Annotated in this window: 14 protein-coding genes; all 14 read left to right on the top strand. The window is 67.9% G+C overall.

Annotation, left to right across the window (positions count from 1 at the left end; translation table 11 throughout):
• Positions 1-15: 15 nt before the first annotated feature.
• The 14 genes from ACH438_RS13800 (at position 16) to ACH438_RS13735 (ending at position 17,138) form a co-directional block, all read left to right on the top strand.
• Complete coding sequence (locus ACH438_RS13800) at positions 16-1,092, top strand: ABC transporter permease (RefSeq protein ID WP_397004806.1); 1,077 nt, start codon at positions 16-18, stop codon at positions 1,090-1,092.
• Entirely contained in the window at positions 1,089-1,907 is an 819-nt protein-coding gene (locus ACH438_RS13795) for an ATP-binding cassette domain-containing protein (protein WP_397004804.1), read from the top strand. Before ACH438_RS13800 ends, ACH438_RS13795 begins: the two co-directional genes overlap by 4 nt.
• The gene (gene iolC, locus ACH438_RS13790; protein WP_397004802.1) at positions 1,904-2,842 is read left to right on the top strand and encodes a 5-dehydro-2-deoxygluconokinase; all 939 of its coding nucleotides are present in this window, start codon (positions 1,904-1,906) and stop codon (positions 2,840-2,842) included. Before ACH438_RS13795 ends, iolC begins: the two co-directional genes overlap by 4 nt.
• On the top strand, positions 2,833-3,726 hold the full coding sequence (locus ACH438_RS13785; protein WP_397004800.1) for an aldolase: 894 nt from the start codon (positions 2,833-2,835) through the stop codon (positions 3,724-3,726). The genes iolC and ACH438_RS13785 overlap by 10 nt, the downstream gene beginning before the upstream one ends.
• 4 nt (positions 3,727-3,730) lie before the next feature.
• Complete coding sequence (gene iolB / locus ACH438_RS13780) at positions 3,731-4,621, top strand: 5-deoxy-glucuronate isomerase (RefSeq protein WP_397004798.1); 891 nt, start codon at positions 3,731-3,733, stop codon at positions 4,619-4,621.
• Positions 4,618-6,462 (top strand): 3D-(3,5/4)-trihydroxycyclohexane-1,2-dione acylhydrolase (decyclizing), encoded by a 1,845-nt coding sequence (gene iolD / locus ACH438_RS13775; protein ID WP_397004796.1) that lies wholly within the window; start codon positions 4,618-4,620, stop codon positions 6,460-6,462. The genes iolB and iolD overlap by 4 nt, the downstream gene beginning before the upstream one ends.
• A 7-nt stretch (positions 6,463-6,469) precedes the next feature.
• Positions 6,470-7,303 (top strand): class I SAM-dependent methyltransferase, encoded by an 834-nt coding sequence (locus ACH438_RS13770; RefSeq protein WP_397004896.1) that lies wholly within the window; start codon positions 6,470-6,472, stop codon positions 7,301-7,303.
• Positions 7,300-7,899, top strand: coding sequence for a TetR/AcrR family transcriptional regulator (locus ACH438_RS13765; RefSeq protein ID WP_397004794.1), 600 nt, complete (start codon positions 7,300-7,302; stop codon positions 7,897-7,899). Before ACH438_RS13770 ends, ACH438_RS13765 begins: the two co-directional genes overlap by 4 nt.
• 341 nt (positions 7,900-8,240) lie before the next feature.
• Positions 8,241-9,743: a hypothetical protein gene (locus tag ACH438_RS13760; RefSeq protein ID WP_397004792.1), complete on the top strand. Its 1,503-nt coding sequence runs from the start codon at positions 8,241-8,243 to the stop codon at positions 9,741-9,743.
• A gap of 131 nt (positions 9,744-9,874) precedes the next feature.
• Positions 9,875-11,830 (top strand): MFS transporter, encoded by a 1,956-nt coding sequence (locus ACH438_RS13755; protein WP_397004790.1) that lies wholly within the window; start codon positions 9,875-9,877, stop codon positions 11,828-11,830.
• 36 nt (positions 11,831-11,866) lie between these two features.
• Complete coding sequence (locus ACH438_RS13750; RefSeq protein ID WP_397004788.1) at positions 11,867-12,799, top strand: winged helix-turn-helix transcriptional regulator; 933 nt, start codon at positions 11,867-11,869, stop codon at positions 12,797-12,799.
• Positions 12,800-12,878: 79 nt separating this feature from the next.
• Positions 12,879-14,339, top strand: a complete 1,461-nt coding sequence (locus ACH438_RS13745) for a carotenoid oxygenase family protein (RefSeq protein WP_397004786.1) — start codon at positions 12,879-12,881, stop codon at positions 14,337-14,339.
• A gap of 14 nt (positions 14,340-14,353) precedes the next feature.
• Entirely contained in the window at positions 14,354-15,379 is a 1,026-nt protein-coding gene (locus ACH438_RS13740) for an LLM class F420-dependent oxidoreductase (protein ID WP_397004784.1), read from the top strand.
• Between the two features lie 31 nt (positions 15,380-15,410).
• On the top strand, positions 15,411-17,138 hold the full coding sequence (locus ACH438_RS13735) for a class I adenylate-forming enzyme family protein (protein WP_397004782.1): 1,728 nt from the start codon (positions 15,411-15,413) through the stop codon (positions 17,136-17,138).
• Positions 17,139-17,164 lie beyond the last annotated feature (26 nt).

The following is a 17,164-nucleotide window of genomic DNA, read 5'->3' as shown; positions in this document are numbered from 1 at the left end:
TCGGGAGTGAATGACATGACTACTACGACAAAGTCGTCGGGCGGGTCGGGCGGTAACTCTACGGAGGCGACCACCATCGCACCGGAGGAGCGGGCGAACCTGCTCAACAGGATGATCGTCCGGCCGGAGATCGGCGCACTACTCGGTGCGCTGGTGGTGTTCCTGTTCTTCTCGATCATCACCGACAAGTTCCTGAGCCCACTGGGCGTTTCGACCTGGCTGGACGATGCCTCCACCCTCGGCATCACCGCGGTGGCCGTGGCCATGCTCATGATCGGCGGCGAGTTCGACCTGTCCGCCGGTGTCATGACGGCGTCCACGGCGCTCATCACCGGGCTGCTGGCGGTGCACGCGGGCTGGAACATCTGGCTGGCGCTGGTGGTTTCGCTGGCCTTCGCGCTGGCGGTCGGCGCCTTGAACGGCTGGCTGGTGATGCGCACGGGACTGCCGAGCTTCATCGTCACCCTGGGCACGTTCCTCGCGTTGCAGGGTGTGAATCTCGGTGTGACACGCTGGGTTACCGGCACGGTGCAGGTCTCCGGCATCCGCGGGGCGGGCGGCTATCAGTCCGCGGGCTGGGTTTTCGCCTCCACCACCAATATCGGTGGCGCGCGTTTGCAAGCCTCGGTGGTGTGGTTCATCGTGGTGACCGCGATCGCCGCACTCGTGCTGGTGCGCACCAGGTTCGGCAACTGGGTCTTCGCGGTCGGCGGCTCGCTGCCCAGTGCCCGCGCGGTCGGTGTGCCGGCGGTGCGCACCAAGATCATCTTGTTCATGACCACGGCCTTCGCGGCCTGGATCGTCGGCGCATGCAACCTCATGCGGTTCGCCAGCGTGCAGGCCAATCAGGGCGTGGGACTGGAATTCCAGTACATCATCGCGGCCGTGGTCGGCGGCTGCCTGCTCACCGGCGGCTTCGGCTCGGTGGTGGGTGCGGCGATCGGTGCGCTCATCTTCGGTATGGCGCGGCAGGGCATCGTGTTCGCGCGCTGGGACAGTGACTGGTTCATGTTGTTCCTGGGCGTACTGCTGCTGGCGGCCGTGCTGGTCAACAATGCATTCAAGAAGCGGGCGGAAAGGGTACGCCGATGACCGAGCCAGCAGAGACCGAGTCATCCGGGAACACAGCTGTGCCATTGATCGAGACGATCGGCATCGGCAAGAAGTACGGCGGAGTCGTTGCACTGCAGGATGTTTCGACGGTCGTCAATGCCGGTGAGGTCACCTGCGTACTGGGTGACAACGGCGCGGGCAAGTCGACGCTCATCAAGATCCTCGCCGGCGTGCATCAGCACGACACCGGCGAACTGAAGATCGAGGGCGACGCGGTCAAACTGTCCTCGCCCCGGGAGGCCCTGGATCGCGGCATCGCGACCGTGTACCAGGATCTCGCGGTGGTGCCGCTCATGAGCGTGTGGCGCAACTTCGTGCTCGGCTCCGAACCGGTCAAGAAGTTCGGCCCGCTCGAATTCCTGGACCGCGCCGAGAGCAAGCAGATCACCAGGAAAGCCCTGGTGGACATGGGAATCGATATTCGCGACCTGGAACAGCCGGTCGGCACCCTGTCCGGCGGGCAGCGGCAGTGCGTCGCCATCGCCCGCGCCGTGCACTACGGGGCCAAGGTGCTGATTCTCGACGAGCCGACCGCGGCACTGGGCGTGAAACAGGCCGGTGTGGTGCTGCGCTATGTGGTGCAGGCGCGGGATCGCGGGCTGGGCGTCGTGCTCATCACCCACAATCCGCATCACGCCTACCCCGTGGGCGACCGATTCCTGCTGCTCAAGCGCGGCGCCATGCTCGGCAACTACGAGAAGTCCGATATCGACCTGCCGGAGCTGACCCGGCAGATGGCCGGCGGCGCGGAACTCGAAGCGCTGCAACACGAATTGGAGCGGGTGGTGTCGTGACCGACCTCGAGGTGCTCACCATCGGACGGGTCGGCGTCGACCTGTACCCGGAGCAGAGCGGAGTGTCCCTCGCCGAAGTGAAGACCTTCGCCAAATTCCTCGGCGGCACGGCCACCAATGTGGCGGTGGCGGCGGCCCGGCTGGGTCGCCGCACCGGCGTGCTGACCAAGGTGGGCGCGGACGGCTTCGGTGAGTACGTGCGAAACGCTTTGGAGGACTTCGGGGTCACGTCCCGTTATGTGGGGACCTCCGCGGATCTGCAGACGCCCGTGGTGTTCTGCGAGCTGAAGCCGCCCGCGGATCCGCCGTTGCTGTTCTATCGGTCGCCGATCGCCCCGGATCTCACCTTGACCGAGGACGAGATCCCCTGGGATGTCATCGATTCCGTGCCTCTGTTGTGGGTGACGGGGACGGGCGTCAGTGCCGAGCCCGGCCGCACCACCCAGCGCGCCATCCTGGAGCGGCGAGCCAGGCACGGCCAGACCGTGCTTGACCTGGACTACCGGCCCATGTTCTGGCCCGATGTCGAGACCGCCCGCGCCGAGATCGGCTGGATGGTCGATCACGTGAATGTGGTGGTGGGCAACCGCACCGAGGTACAGGTCGCGGTCGGCACCGCCGACCCCGACGAGGCCGCCGACCGGCTGCTGGCGCGCGGCGTGCGCCTGGCGGTCATCAAACGTGGCGCCGAGGGCGTGCTGATCGCCACCGAATCCGAACGCTGGACAGTGCCGCCCTGCCAGATAGACGTGGTGTGCGGCCTGGGCGCGGGTGACGGTTTCGGTGGCGCGCTCGCGCACGGGCTGCTGTCCGGCTGGGACCCGCACCGGATCGCCGCTTACGCCAATGCGGCCGGCGCGCTGGTGGCCGCACGCCTGGCCTGCGCCGACGCCATGCCCACTCATGCCGAGATCGAGGAGATGCTGTGCACCTGACCGACGAGCGCTGGTACGACCTGCTGCGTACCCGCGCCACGGACCCGGAGGCCGTCCGGCGCGCCTACGCCGACCGCCGCCGGCGGCCGAATCTATTGTCGGAGCGGGGAACCCTGTTCCTGGTCGCCGCCGACCATCCGGCCCGCGGGGCGCTGGGTGTGGGCGCGGACCGCACGGCCATGGCCGACCGCCGCACCCTGCTGGAACGGCTGCTCATCGCGCTGGCCGATCCGGCCGTGGACGGGGTGCTCGGGTCACCGGACATCGTCGAGGAACTCCTGCTGCTGGACGCCGTGCACGAGAAGATCGTGATCGGTTCCATGAATCGCGGCGGGCTGGCCGGCGCGGACTGGGAGATCGACGACCGGTTCACCGGCTACGATGCCGAATCCCTGGTGAAGTTCCGCCTCGACGGCGGCAAAATGCTGCTCCGCCTGGTGGATTCGGATCCCGGCACGATCCCCACCCTGGAAGCCTGCGCCCGCGCGGTTTCCGAACTGGCCGAGCACGGCCTCATGGCGATGGTCGAACCACTGCCCTACGGCCGGGAGGCCTCGGGCGATCTGGTCATGCACAAGGACGCCGCCTCGCTGCAACGCGCGGTCACGGTGGCCTCCGGTCTGGGTGTCACCTCGGCCTACACCTGGCTGAAAATCCCCGCGCCGGACGATATCTCGGTGCTCGACGCGACCACACTGCCGGTGGTGGTCCTCGGCGGCGCACCCTCCGGCGACCCGGAGGCCGACCTGGCTTCTTGGGGCGCAGCCCTGCGCCATGACGCAGCCCGCGGCCTCGTGGTCGGCCGCAGCCTGCTCTATCCGCCCGATGGCGACGTCGCAGGCGCGGTCGACGCCGCCGCCAAAGTACTGGCAGCGGCGAGGTGACGACGTGAGCAAGCTGCATTATCCGGCCGGGACATTGTGCAGCGGTGCGGATCCCATTCTGCTCGCGCCCGCGGACGCGGGCTGGACCTACACCGGCCTGCGGGTCCTGAGTCTTCGTGAGGGGGAGTCGCGGACACTGCGGACCGGTGATTTCGAGGCGTTCGTGCTGCCGCTGGCCGGTGCGTGCACGGTCCGGGTCGACGGACTCGTCTTCGAATTGGCCGGCCGGGACTCGGTTTTCACCCGGGTCACCGACTTCGCCTATGTGCCGCGGGATGCGGAGGTGGAACTCTCCACAGTGGGCGGGCTGGAGGTCGCCCTGCCCATGGCGCGGTGCGGGCGGCGGCTGGACCCGAAATACGGCCCGGCCGAGGAGGTTCCGGTCGAGGTGCGCGGCGGCGGGCAGGCGACACGGCAGGTCACCAACTTCGGGACGCCCGGAGTATGGGACCACGCCGACAAGCTCAATGCCTGCGAGCTCATCACACCGGACGGCAACTGGTCCTCGTATCCGCCGCACAAGCATGATCAGGCGAGCGCGTGCGAGGTGGTCAACGAGGAGATCTACTACTTCCGCATCGCGGGGCAGGACGGAATCACGCCCGGGCGTGAAGGTTTCGGTATCCACCGAACCTACACCGCGGACGGCGCGCTCGACGAGAATGTTGCTGTGCGCGATGGCGATGTCTTCCTCGTTCCGCACGGGTATCACGGGCCGTGCATCGCGGCTCCCGGCTATCCCATGTACTACCTGAACGTGCTGGCCGGGCCCGCGCCCGAGCGCTCGATGGCCTTCTGCGACGATCCCGCCCACGCGTGGGTACGGGAGAGCTGGGCCGATCAACCGCTGGATTCGCGCTGCCCGGTCACTTCTCACGAAGGACGAGTGCTATGAAGCTGACGACCGCGCAAGCTCTGGTGGCCTGGCTGGTGGCCCAGCGCTCCGAGGCCCCGGGCGGCCTCGAACTGCCCTTGTTCCCAGCGGTTTTCGCCATCTTCGGGCACGGGAACGTGCTCGGGCTGGGCACGGCGCTGGAGGAGCGGCGGGATGTGCTGCCGGTGTGGCGCGGGCACACCGAGGAGGGCATGGCGCTGGCCGCGGTGGGGCTGGCCAAGGCCGCCAACCGGCGGCAGGTCGGGGTGGCGACCTCCTCGATCGGGCCGGGCGCGCTGAATATGGTGACGGCCGCAGGTGTGGCGCATGCCAATCGGCTGCCGCTGCTGTTGCTGCCCGGCGACACCTTCGTGAGCCGGGCGCCGGATCCGGTGCTGCAGCAGGTCGAGCACTTCGGCGATCCGACCATCACCGTGAACGATGCCTTCCGGCCGGTGAGCCGGTATTTCGACCGCATCACCCGGCCCGAGCAGCTGATCGCCACGCTGCCGCAGGTGGCGCGCGTGCTGACCGATGCCGCCGACGCCGGCCCGGTGACCCTCGCCCTGCCGCAGGATGTGCAGGCCGAGGTCTATGACTTCCCGGACGCCTTGTTCGCGCCCGTCGTGCACCGTATTCCGCGCCCGCGCGCCGATCACCGCAGCCTGGTCGAAGCCGCGCAGGAGTTGCGTCGCGCGCAGCGGCCGCTGCTGATCCTCGGTGGGGGAGTGCGGTATTCGGGGGCCGGACCGCGCGCGCTGGAGTTCGCGCAGCGCTACGGGATTCCCGTCACCGAGACGACGGCCGGGCGCACCCTGGTGCCGCACGATCACGATCTGTACGCGGGCCCGCTCGGGATCACCGGCGCGGCCTCGGCCAATTCCCTTGCCGCGGAAGCGGATGTGGTGCTGGCGATCGGTACCCGGCTGCAGGACTTCACCACCGCCTCGTGGACCGTGTTCGCGCCCGACGTGCGGCTGGTGCACATCAATGCCGCGCGCTTCGATGCGGTCAAGCACGGCGCGCTGGCGCTGACCGGCGATGCCGATGTGACGCTGCACGATCTGGCGCCGGAGCTGGATGGCTGGCGCGTCGACGCGGATTGGACGGCGCGGGCGGCCGCGGTGCGTGGGGAGTGGGACGCGCACATCGACAAGCTGCGCGCTCCCGGGGGCGGTATCCCGACGTACGCCCAGATCGTCGGCGCCGTCAATGATCTCAGCGGTCCGACCGATTACGTGATGACCGCCTCGGGCGGCATGCCCGGTGAACTCGTCGGCGGCTGGCGGGCGGCGGGTGGACCTCCGACCATGGATGTCGAATACGGCTTCTCCTGCATGGGTTACGAACTCGCGGGCGCGTGGGGTGCGGCCATGGCGCATCGTGGCGGGCTGGTCACCACCATGCTCGGTGACGGGTCCTATCTGATGCTCAACTCCGAGCTGTTCTCGGCGGCCTTCGCGGGGCACCCTCTTGTTGCCGTCGTGTGCGACAACGATGGTTACGCGGTCATCGCGCGGCTGCAGGAGGGCCAGGGCGGCGCGCCCTTCAACAACTTCTATGCCAGCTCCCGCACCAATCACGCCAAACCGCCGCGGGTCGACTTCGCGGCGCATGCGCGTTCGCTCGGCTGTGTGGTGTTCACGGCCAATGAACTGCCGGACTTCCGGGACGCCTACGCCCGCGCGCGGACGGCGGCGACCGTCGAGCAGCGTCCCGCGGTGGTCGTGGTCCGCACCCAGCCGTCGGCCTGGACCGAGGCCGGGGCCTGGTGGGAAGTGGGTGTGCCGGAGCATCTTTCGGGCCGCGAGGAGTACGACCGGGTGAAACCGCAACAGGTCCGCTACACCAGCGGCGGCTGAGCCCGCGCTGGAGAACGCGCGACCCTCCGCATCGCGACTGTTCACCGACCCGCTCGCGGTCGGTCTGCTGGACCGGCCGCTGCGCGCGGTGGCAGCCGCCGCACGAATTCCGGTGGCGGGCGGCCTGGTCGCCCGCGCCTACGATTCCGTGTGGCCCGGCCCCCGGCCGTCGGCGGTCGCGCGCACCCGCCTGATCGACGACACCGTGACCGACCTGATCGCCGCGGGCGTGACTCGTGTCGTGCTGCTGGGCGCCGGATTCGACAGCCGGGCCTGGCGATTGGACGAACTGCGGGCCGGGGAGGTCATCGAGATCGACCTACCCGGCACTCAGGCGGCCAAGCGTGCGGCGGTCGCGCGCATCGGCGCCGATCCGGATCGCGTGCGTTTCCTGCCCGTCGATCTGGAGTCGGCCGATCTCGAACAAGCCGTGCGGGCAACAGGATTCGAATCTGATCAACCGACCCTGTTCCTCTGGGAGGGCGTGACCAACTACCTGTCAGCGGAGGCCGTGGACCGGACACTGGCCGCGATTCACACACTCGCGGGCGCCGGCGGACAGTTGCTCTTCACCTACGTACACGCGGGCGCGCTCGACGGTTCCGTCGACTTCCCGGAGGCGCGCCGCTGGATGCGCAGCGTGCAGCGAGTGGGCGAGCCGTGGACCTTCGGCCTCGTGCCCGCGCAACTGCCGCACTATCTCGCGGCACGCGGATACGCACTCGCATGGGAAGAATCGACCGCCGCGGCCGGCCGCCGCTACTTCGGAGCAATGGGACGCAACGACCGCGCCTCGGAGCTCTACCGCGTCGCCCTCGCGGAGGTCTCGTGCCCCGCATGACCGAGGCCACGGCCGAACAGCGCCGCCGCCGAATTCTCGACGCGGCCGTCGACTGCTTCGCCGAACGCGGCCTGCACGCCACCACCATGCAAGACATCTGCCGCCGCGCCGACACCAGCCCAGGCGCCGTCTACTCCTGGTACCCCAGCAAAGAATCGATCATCGACGCCATCGCCGCCGAACGCCACGAACATGAAATCCACCTCCTGGCAACGGCATTGGCCGACCCCGACCCCCGCACCGCCCTGCATTCCTTCCTGGACGCCTACTTCGAATGGCTCAGCGACCCCTCCGAACGGCTCCGCCGCCGCGTGAGCGTGCAGGTCTGGGCCGAATCCCTGGTGAACGACCGCCTCCAACCCACCGTGCAAGAGGGCATCGGCCAGCGGTCCCTCGCCTGGGACGGAATCCGCGCCGCCCAAGCCGCAGGCGCGGTCACCACCGCCGCCGACGCCGACGGCATGGCGCGCCTGGTACTCGCAGTGCTGCAAGGCTTCATCCTCCAACAGGCCTGGGAACCCGATATCGACATCGAGGGTTACCGCCGCGCCGCGAATCTGGTGGTAGATGCCCTCGCCCCGCCGCCTGGACCTTGACCGGTGATGCGTGCATACCGTTGCGAGAGTGATCGGCGGAGGGCAGTCTGGCGATGTAGCTCTCCGGCCATCGTCGCCTTCGACCATCGAATCGGGCATACGCATCGAAAGTCAGCGCCGGGCTGTTGATCTCGGGCGCGGTGCTCCGATGCGTGCGCTGTTCGTGTGCTGGTGGGCGAACCGGGCATAGCGCCGGATGGGTGACCTGGACGCGGAATTTGTGGCAGACTCGGCGCAAACGCGCGAGCCTTCCGATGGGCGGTCGGCTGGCCTGATCGGATCCAGTATGTGATGGAAATGATCAGGGACGCGCGCCGGGATGCGGGAGTTTGAAGGTCGCAATGGATCTCAGCGCCATCGAGCGCCAGGTGGCTGCGGATCGCGGAGCCGCGCGAGACCGTTCGGTCGAGGCCGAGCTGCGACTGGCGAGCTCCCTGTGTGAACTGGCCCGTGGCCTCATCGCCACCAAAAGCGATGGCGGGCAGCGTGACTTGTCCGCTTCCGCGCTGGAGCCCGCGCAGGAGGCCGTGCTCATCCGGTTGCGCTGGCTCACCGCCGGGCATGTGAACTCCGCGTTCTCCGCGGAGGTGCAGGAGGCGCTGCGGCTGTTCGAGCAGGCCGCCCGCACCATCGGGCATCGGGAGCTGGCGACCGCCACCATTCGCAATGCCTGCGATGCGTATCGTCATGTGGCGAGCGCATATCCGCAGGCGGCGGGCGTGTGCGCGGACGCATTGTCCAAGTGCGGGGTGTGGCTGTGCCGGCTGGATCCGAAGGCCGCGCAGGCAGCGGGTGAGGATGCGGTGCGCATCCGGGCCGCGCTGTTCGCCGCCGACCGGGAACAGGCCAATCGGTATCTCTCCAGCCTGAATACGCTGCTGCGCACGCTCATGGTCGGCCAGCAGCGCAAACAGGCGCTGTCGGTGTACCGGGAGCGGTACGCCTCGGTTACGTCTCCGGCCATGACCCAGCAGTTGCGCGCGCTCCGGGTCGACGAGATCGGGTTCACCGGCAAGACCGTTGCGGCCCTGGTCAAGCTGGAATGCCACACCCTGGAACGGGCCGGCTATCTGACCCAGCAGCAGATCCTCTATCAGTCGGGCGGTGACCTGGCGACCATCGAGGAGATCAACTGGCAGCTGGCGCTGGTCGGCCTGAAACCCCTCGCCGCCGGCGCGCTGGCGGACCCGCCGTCCAAGCCGATGGAGATCAGCACATCCTTCGGCGCGCTCGCCGTGCGCTGCTCATCGCGCAACGGTGTCACGCTGGTGCGGGCCGCGGTCCTCGCCGCCTACGGCGCCGACGACGCCCAGCCGGTGCCCGCCTCGGCCTACCTCGGCGTGGACGAAAAGCACTGGAGCACACCCGAACCCGAGTCGAACCTGCGGGAGACCCTCGGCGAGGACGTAGTGCTGATCGAGAAGATCGCCGAGCACTGGGTCTCGGTCAAGAGCCTGAACTGGGAAGTCGCACCGGTCGGCCAGCACCCGCTGGCGCTGAAGCTCTCGCAGGAATGGCCGGTGGTCAGCGTCACCACCACCGAGCAGATCTCCTACGAACTCTGTTGGTACGAGGGCGGATCGGCCACCCAGTACGCGGCGCTGGGCCTGCCCGCGGGCCAGATCCCGCTGGAGAAGCCCCTCGCGCCCCTGGACTTCAAGGCGCTGGCCGATTACGGCGCCGACTACGCCTCCGAGACGCAGGTGCGGTCGGCCTTCGGCAACACCACCATGTTCACCAAACTCACCGAGCTACCCGGCAGCGGTATCCGCCAGGCGGCCGAGGCGATGCCGCTGACCCAGTACGGTTCGAACGTCCTGTACTTCCGGGACGGAAGCAAATAGTTTTCACTATTCCCGGTAACAGTGATCCGTATCACTCATGACCGCTACTCTGATCTCACCCGGCTGCTCGTGCCGCATTACAAAGGGTTATCCGGGCGCACGAAATGCCGTGTCAGAAAGGCATCTCGCTCATGAGTACGACCCCGACCGCCATCCCGCCCGCCGCGCCGGATTTTCCACCTCCCACCCTGCTCACCGGGTTATGGCAGCGGAAACTCCCGCACTATCCGGAGACCCCGGCACGATCCTGGTACCTGTTCCTGGTCGTGACCGTTTCCGTGGGCCTGTACTACCAGCTGTTCGTCTCGGGCGCGGTGGGCAACCAGATCATCGCCTACTTCCAGCTGTCCTTCCGGTACTTCGTCGGCATCTTCATCATCGGTGCGGCGTTCGGTGCCGTGGCCTCGGTGATCACCGGACTGCTGGACCGCTGGGGGCGCGCCAATATCGTCGCCTACGGCACGGTGATCACCTCGCTGCTGACGTGGCTCGCGCAGCCGCAGTGCACCAGCAAGGAAGCCTTCCTGGTCGTCTACTGCGCGATCAGCATCGTCGAGGGCGCCGTGCTGGTGGCCACGCCCGCGCTGGTGCGTGATTTCTCGCCGCAGCTGGACCGGGCCTCGGCCATGGGGTTCTGGACGCTCGGGCCGGTGCTCGGCGCGCTGGTGACCACCGAGATCTCCACCCACACGCTGGACGCGCATCCGGACTGGCAGTTCCACTATCGGCTCGCGGGCATCATCTGCACGGTGATCTCGCTGATCGGGTTGATCGGGCTGCGGGAACTGAGTCCACGGCTGCGGGATCAGATCATGGTGTCGCTGCGGGACCGGGCGCTGATCGAGGCGCGGGCGCGGGGGTTGGATGTCGGTGCGCTGGAACGCAATCAGTGGAAACAGATGATGCACCTCGACATCGTCGGGTCGGCGCTGGCCATCTCGCTGTTCCTGGCGTCCTTCTACACGATCGTCTCGTTTCTGCCGGTCTACATGGCCACCAACTTCGGTTTCACTGCGGCACAGGCGAATGCGCTGGGTAACTGGTACTGGATCGCGAGCGCGATATCGCTGGTGCTCACCGGCATCGTGTCCGATGCGCTGAAGGTGCGGAAGCCGTTCATGATCTTCGGGGCGGTCATCTCGATCATCGGCGGGTTCGTATTCCTCGGGTACACCGACAAACCCGGCACCGACTATTACACCTTCGCGATCGTCATGAGCTTTACCGCGGTCGGTACCGGCATCGCCTATTCCACCTGGATGGCCAGTTTCACCGAGACCGTGGAGAAGCGGAATCCGGCGGCCACGGCGGTCGGGCTCGCGGTGTGGGGTGGGGTGCTGCGTACGGTCGTGACCTTCGTGCTGCTGGGGTTGCTGTTCGTGGTCACCGCGGCCGGCACGCTGGTCAACTACGGGCCCAGGCTGCAGACCATCCAGGCCAAGTACCACGATCAGATCACCACGATCCAGACCGTCGGCGCGGATACCATGGCCGCGCTCGGGAAGAACCCGAACGATGAAGCCGCGCAGGTCGCGGCGCTGGTGAAGCTGACCGGGGATTCGGCCGCCAATGTGAAGACCACGGTCGAGCTGAACGCCAAGTACCCGACCGAGCTGGCGACGCTACAGGCCATCGATCCGCAGGTGCTGGTGAAGTTGCTGACGAACCCGAACGATCAGGCGTCGGCGGCCACGGCCGTCGGTCAGGTCGCGCAGAAGTTCAGCATTCCGCCGGATCAGGCGGCGGCTCGAATCCAGGCCGCGTCGAAGGTGCCGGTGGATCAGCTGGCGGTGGCCTCGCAGGTCGGTCCGGCGCTGACCACCGCGAGTGCTCAGCTCAAGGCCGTGAGTGCCATGCCGCCCGACGACCTGGCGTATCTGTCGGCGCACGGCGCGGCGGTGCAGCAGGCGCAGGCGGATTCGGCCAAGCAGTGGAAGCGCTGGTGGTGGATCTGCTTGATCGCGCAGGTCTGCTTCATTCCGTTCGTGTTCGGCATGGCCGGGCACTGGAGCCCGAAGAAGGCGGCCGAGGAAGCGGCCGAACACGACGAGGCCGTGCAGCGCGAGCTGGAAGCCATGTCGCGATAGCGGTGGAAGTCCAGCTATTGAAGTACAGTTACTGAAGTGACCCAGGCGAACTCCGTGGCCGCGACCTTCGATCTGCTGGGCGATCGATTGACGCTGAGCATCCTGCGGCAGGCGTTCGTCGACCGGGCCCGCCGTTTCAGTCAGTGGAGCGATCGCACCGCAGCGCCGCCCGCCGTGCTCACCGCACGGCTGGCGGCGCTCGTCGATGCCGGGGTGCTGGTGCGTGCCCCGCGGGCGGGCAGCGCCGATCGGTACGAGTACCGGCTCACCGAATTGGGGCTGGGCACCTGGGAGATCCTCGTCTGCGTGTGGGCGTGGCAGCGGGAATGGACGCCGGAGTGGACGCTGCTGCCGGAACTCGTGCACACCGAATGCGGGCATCGCGGGCCGCCGGTGCTGTTGTGCCGGAGTTGCGGGCGGACGGTCACCACCCACGACACCGATGTGGAACTGGATCCGGATGCGTTGTGGCACCTGACCTCCGGCCGCCGGCGGTCGATGCGGGTGGCGGATCCGGCGCGCGGAGATGCGCGCTTCGACGAGATCATGGAGGCCATCGGCGACCGGTGGAGTGCGGCGGTGACCGGTCTGGCGCTGGCCGGGGTGCGGCGGTTCTCGGATTTCCGTGCGGCACTGAACCTCTCGCCGACCACGCTGACCGAGCGGCTCACGCGGCTGGTCGAGGCCGGGATACTGCAGCGGGCCGAAGCGGGTGGGCGGGAATACCGATTGACGCATCGGGGCCGGGCGTTGTTCGGCGTCTTCGCGTTTCTGCTGGCGTGGTCGGAGCACGCGCATCCGGAGGCCCCTGAACCCGGATTGCGTATCCGGCACAAGGAATGTGGCGCTGTACTGCTGCCGGGATTGCGGTGCCGGGGTTGTGAGGTCGTGCTCGGGCGCCGGGATGTGCGCTTCGAGCAGGGGCCGGCAAGCCCGGGGCAGTCCGCGGCGACGCCGTCGGAGCCTTGACAAGGTCTGCATGAGACGCGTATCACTTCATTAACTGTAGTGAACGAGCCGGGTGATATCCGCCCGCTGGAGGCTTCTCATGCCGCTCAACGAAGAACTCATCGCACCGGCCGCCGCCGCGCTGACCAATCCGTATCTGGAAGGTCCCTACGCGCCCACCGCGAACGAGGTCACCGCCACCGATCTGACCGTGCTGCACGGAGAACTGCCGGTCGACCTCGACGGCGTGTACGTGCGCAACGGCCCGAACCCGCAGTTCGCCCCGCTGGGCCGCTACCACTGGTTCGACGGCGACGGCATGCTGCACGCGGTGCACTTCGAGGACGGCCGGGCCACCTACCGCAATCGCTTCATCCGCACCGCCGAGTTCGATGCCGAGCACGCGGCCGGAACCGCCTTGTGGCGCGGCGTGATCGAGCCCTGGGACGCGAACCCGGCCGGTGACCGCCGCGAGCGCAACTCCGCCAATACCGATGTGCTCTACCACCACGGGAACCTGCTGGCCCTCTGGTATCGAGCCGGAAAACCGTATGCGCTGGACCCGGTCACGCTGGAGACCCGGGGCGTCGACAACTTCAATGGCACACTGCGCGGCGAGGTTTCGGCGCACGCCAAGGTGGACGAGCGCACCGAGGAGCTGATCTTCTTCGACTACGGGATCAATGCGCCGTATCTGCGCTACGGAGTCGCCGACCCGAGCGGCACCGTCACCCACTTCACCGGCGTGGAACTCCCGGGCCCGCGACTCCCGCACGATATGGCGATCACCGAGAACTACTCCGTGCTCATGGATCTGCCGCTCTACAACGACCCGCGCGCGGCGGCGGCCGGACGGTTCAAGATCTTCTTCGACCGGAATCTGCCGAGCCGGTTCGCGGTGCTGCCCCGTTACGGCGAAGGGGCGCAAGCGAAGTGGTTCGAGGCCGACTCCGGCTACATCTACCACACTGTCAACTCGTGGGAGGAAGGCGAGGAGATCGTCATGGTGGTGTGCCGGGTCTCCGAACCCAGCCCCGTCTCCGATCGCGCGCACCCGCTGGCGCAGCTGCTCGCCTACCTGCGGCCGGAGGCCAAGCTGCATCGGTATCGCTTCAACCTGCGCACCGGTGTGACCACCGAAGAGCCCATGGACGATGTGAACACCGAATTCCCGGCCGTGGACCAGGGACTCACCGGGCACGGCGGGCGCTACTCGTATCAGATGCGGCTGTCGGTGGACCGGACCATGATCTTCGACGCGGTGATCAAGTACGACATCCGCACGGGGGCAAAGGAAACCGCGCCCTTCGGGGACGGCATCTACGGTAGCGAGCTGACCGTGGTGCCCCGCCCCGGCGGCACCGCCGAGGACGATGCCTGGCTCACCATGTTCGCTCACAACAATCACACCGGCCTGTCGGAGGTGTGGATCTTCGATGCCGCGAACCTCGCCGGCGGTCCGGTGTGCCGGCTCGGCCTGCCCACGCGCGTGCCGCTCGGCTTCCACGCGACCTGGGTGAGCGGCCACCGCATGCGCTCGGCCGCACAGCCGATCTTCTGAAAGGGGTTGCCTCCGTGCTCGTTCCGCGCTTGAGCGTGAGCCTGCCCTACTGGCAGAACCGGGATCCGCTCGACGCCCTCCAGGTCGGCGAAGCCGCGGATGACTTCGGCTACGACCGTCTCTGGATCGGCGAGATGGCTACCTTCGATGCCTTCGCCCTGGCCACCGCCATCGGCCGGACTCCCGGCATGCCACTGTGCCTCGGCCCCCTCGCGGTTCCGGTACGCAGTCCGGCGACCATCGCCATGGGCGTGGCCAGCGTCGCGGCGCTGACCGGCCGCGCTGTCGATATCGCGCTGGGTACGTCGAGCACGGTGGTGGTACGCAACTGGCATGGTCGTGAAAGGCGCCGTACGGCACGGCATCTGGAAGAGTCCGCGCGGATCGTGCGGGCCCTGCTGAACGGCGAGAAGGCCGAGTACGACGGCGCGGCCGAGCACATCCACGGCTTCCGGCTGCGGCTACCCGCGCCTGCGCCGGAAGTGGCGCTCGCCGCTTTCGGGGATCGTGCGCTGGAAGTGGCGGCCCGGACCGGGGATCGGGTGGTGCTCAATCTGGTGACACCGGCCCAGGTGGCCCGATGTGTCGCAGCCGTAGCCGAATTCGCGAAGGCCGCCGATCGCCCCGCTCCGCCGACCTCGGTCTGGGTAACCGCGGCTGTATCGCCAGACGCCGAGATGCTCGCCACCCTGCGGCAAGGCGTGGTCGGCTACCTGCGGGCGCCGGGCTACGCCGCCATGTTCACCGAGGCCGGCTTCGGCGAGACCGTGGCTCTGGCGCAGGGCGGCGCACATCCGCGGGAAGTGCTGTCGGCGCTACCGGACGAATTGCCTGCCGCAGTGGGCATGTTCGGCACTCACGAGGCCCTTGCCGCGCGCTTGAACGCTTACTACGCGGCAGGTGCGGACGAGGTCGTCGTCGTGCCCGTCACCTCGATCGAAGATCCGGCCGGTCGCCGCACGCTCGGGACCCTGGCCGATATCGCCACGGTCCCCGGTGGCCGTGCGAACGGGTTCGCCGGTCGCAGCCCGCTGTCCTGAATCCCGAACCATCGCACTGCCAGGGGACCACATGGCCGAATCGCCAGCCTCCGCAAGTCTTTCCGCCGGCCGGTCGCCGGTGCGCACCTGCCACCCCGAGGACACGGTACGGACCTACCTGGAACGGGGCTGGTGGGAATCCGAGACGATTCCCGCCGTGTTCCGACGCCGGGTGGACGCGGCTCCGGAGGCGCTCGCACTCACGGATCCGGACAATCTGACCGATCTCACGGGGGCCCTGCCTCGTACTTTGACCTGGCGTGAGCTCGACGAGCATGTCCTCGATCTCGCGGCGGTGCTGCTGGACAACGGTATTCGGCAGGGTGCGACGGTGGCCGTGCAGCTGCCGAATTCGATCGCGCTCACGGCCAGCTATCTGGCGTTGTGGCGACTCGGCGCGGTGGCGACACCGATGCCGGTGTCGTTCCGGCGGCACGAACTGTCCGGAATCGTGGCGGCCACCGAGGCCGCGGCCATCGTTACCGCGGGCCGGTTCGGCGATCGGGAACTCGCCGCGGAAGCAATGTCCGTGGCGGCGGGGGAGCGCCTCGTATTCGCCTTCGGGCCGGATATTCCGGATGCGGCGATCGGCCTGGGTGAGGCTGCCGGCGAGGCGTCGCGAAGTCGGGTGCGTGATTACGAGTCCGGCCTCGCGGTGACTGTCAACGACCGGGTCACCATCTGCTGGACCAGCGGCACCGAGGCCGCGCCGAAGGGTGTCCCGCGCTGTCACGGTGACTGGCTCGCGGTGGCGGGCGGCGTCCAGGACGGGCTGGGAGTGACGCCGAATTCGGTGATACTCAATCCCTTTCCCATGGTGAACATGGCGGGCTTCGCGGGATCGTTCCTGCCCTGGTTGTTGGAGGGCGGGCATCTGGTCCAGCATCAACCGCTGGATCTGCCGGTGTTCTTCGGTCAGATCGCCAAACATCGGGTGACGCATACCGCCATGCCGCCGGCGCTGCTGACCATGTTGCTGCACAACGAGGAACTGCGTTCCCGGGCGGACCTGTCCTCATTGCGGACCGTCGGTTCGGGTGGTGCGCCATTGCCGCCTCCGGTGGTGCGGCGCTGGCAGGACGAGCTGGGCATCGCCGTGGTCAACTTCTTCGGGTCCAACGAGGGGGTGAGCCTGCTCGGCGCGCCCGCCGATATCCCGGATCCGGAACTTCGCGCCCAGCATCTGCCGAATTATGCTGCGGTGGGCGCGGATTGGTCGACGCGGCTGGCATCGCGGACCGCTGTGAAGCTGGTAGACCTCGTCACCGGCGAGACAGTCACCGAGCTCGGCGGGCGCGGGGAACTGCGACTGCGCGGCCCCGCCGTATTCGGCGGGTATCTGCCGGGCACCGCCACTTCCGAACCCTTCGATGACGAAGGATACCTATGCAGCGGAGATGTTTTCGAGCTGTGCGGGGACGGCGGCCGGTACCTGCGGTTCGTGGACCGGGTCAAAGAAATCATCATTCGTGGCGGCATGAATATCGCCCCGGCCGAGGTCGAGGGACTGCTGGCCGATCATCCGGCTATCGCGGATGTGGCGATTGTCGGCTATCCCGATGCCATGCTGGGCGAAAAGTGCTGCGCCTTCGTAGTTCCCACACCGGGCACGACTATCACCCTCGACGATCTCATCGCGCATCTGCGGGCGCGGGAGGTCGCCTCTTTCAAACTGCCGGAGCGGCTGGAGGTCACCGAGGCCCTGCCACGCAATCCGGTCGGCAAACTGCTGCGCCGCGAGCTGCGCGACCGGCTCTGAACCATTCGACGATTCTCAGGAGTTCT

This window comes from Nocardia sp. NPDC020380 (genome assembly GCF_044386975.1).
GTDB lineage: Bacteria > Actinomycetota > Actinomycetes > Mycobacteriales > Mycobacteriaceae > Nocardia.
This window is presented reverse-complemented; position numbering and strand designations above follow the sequence as displayed.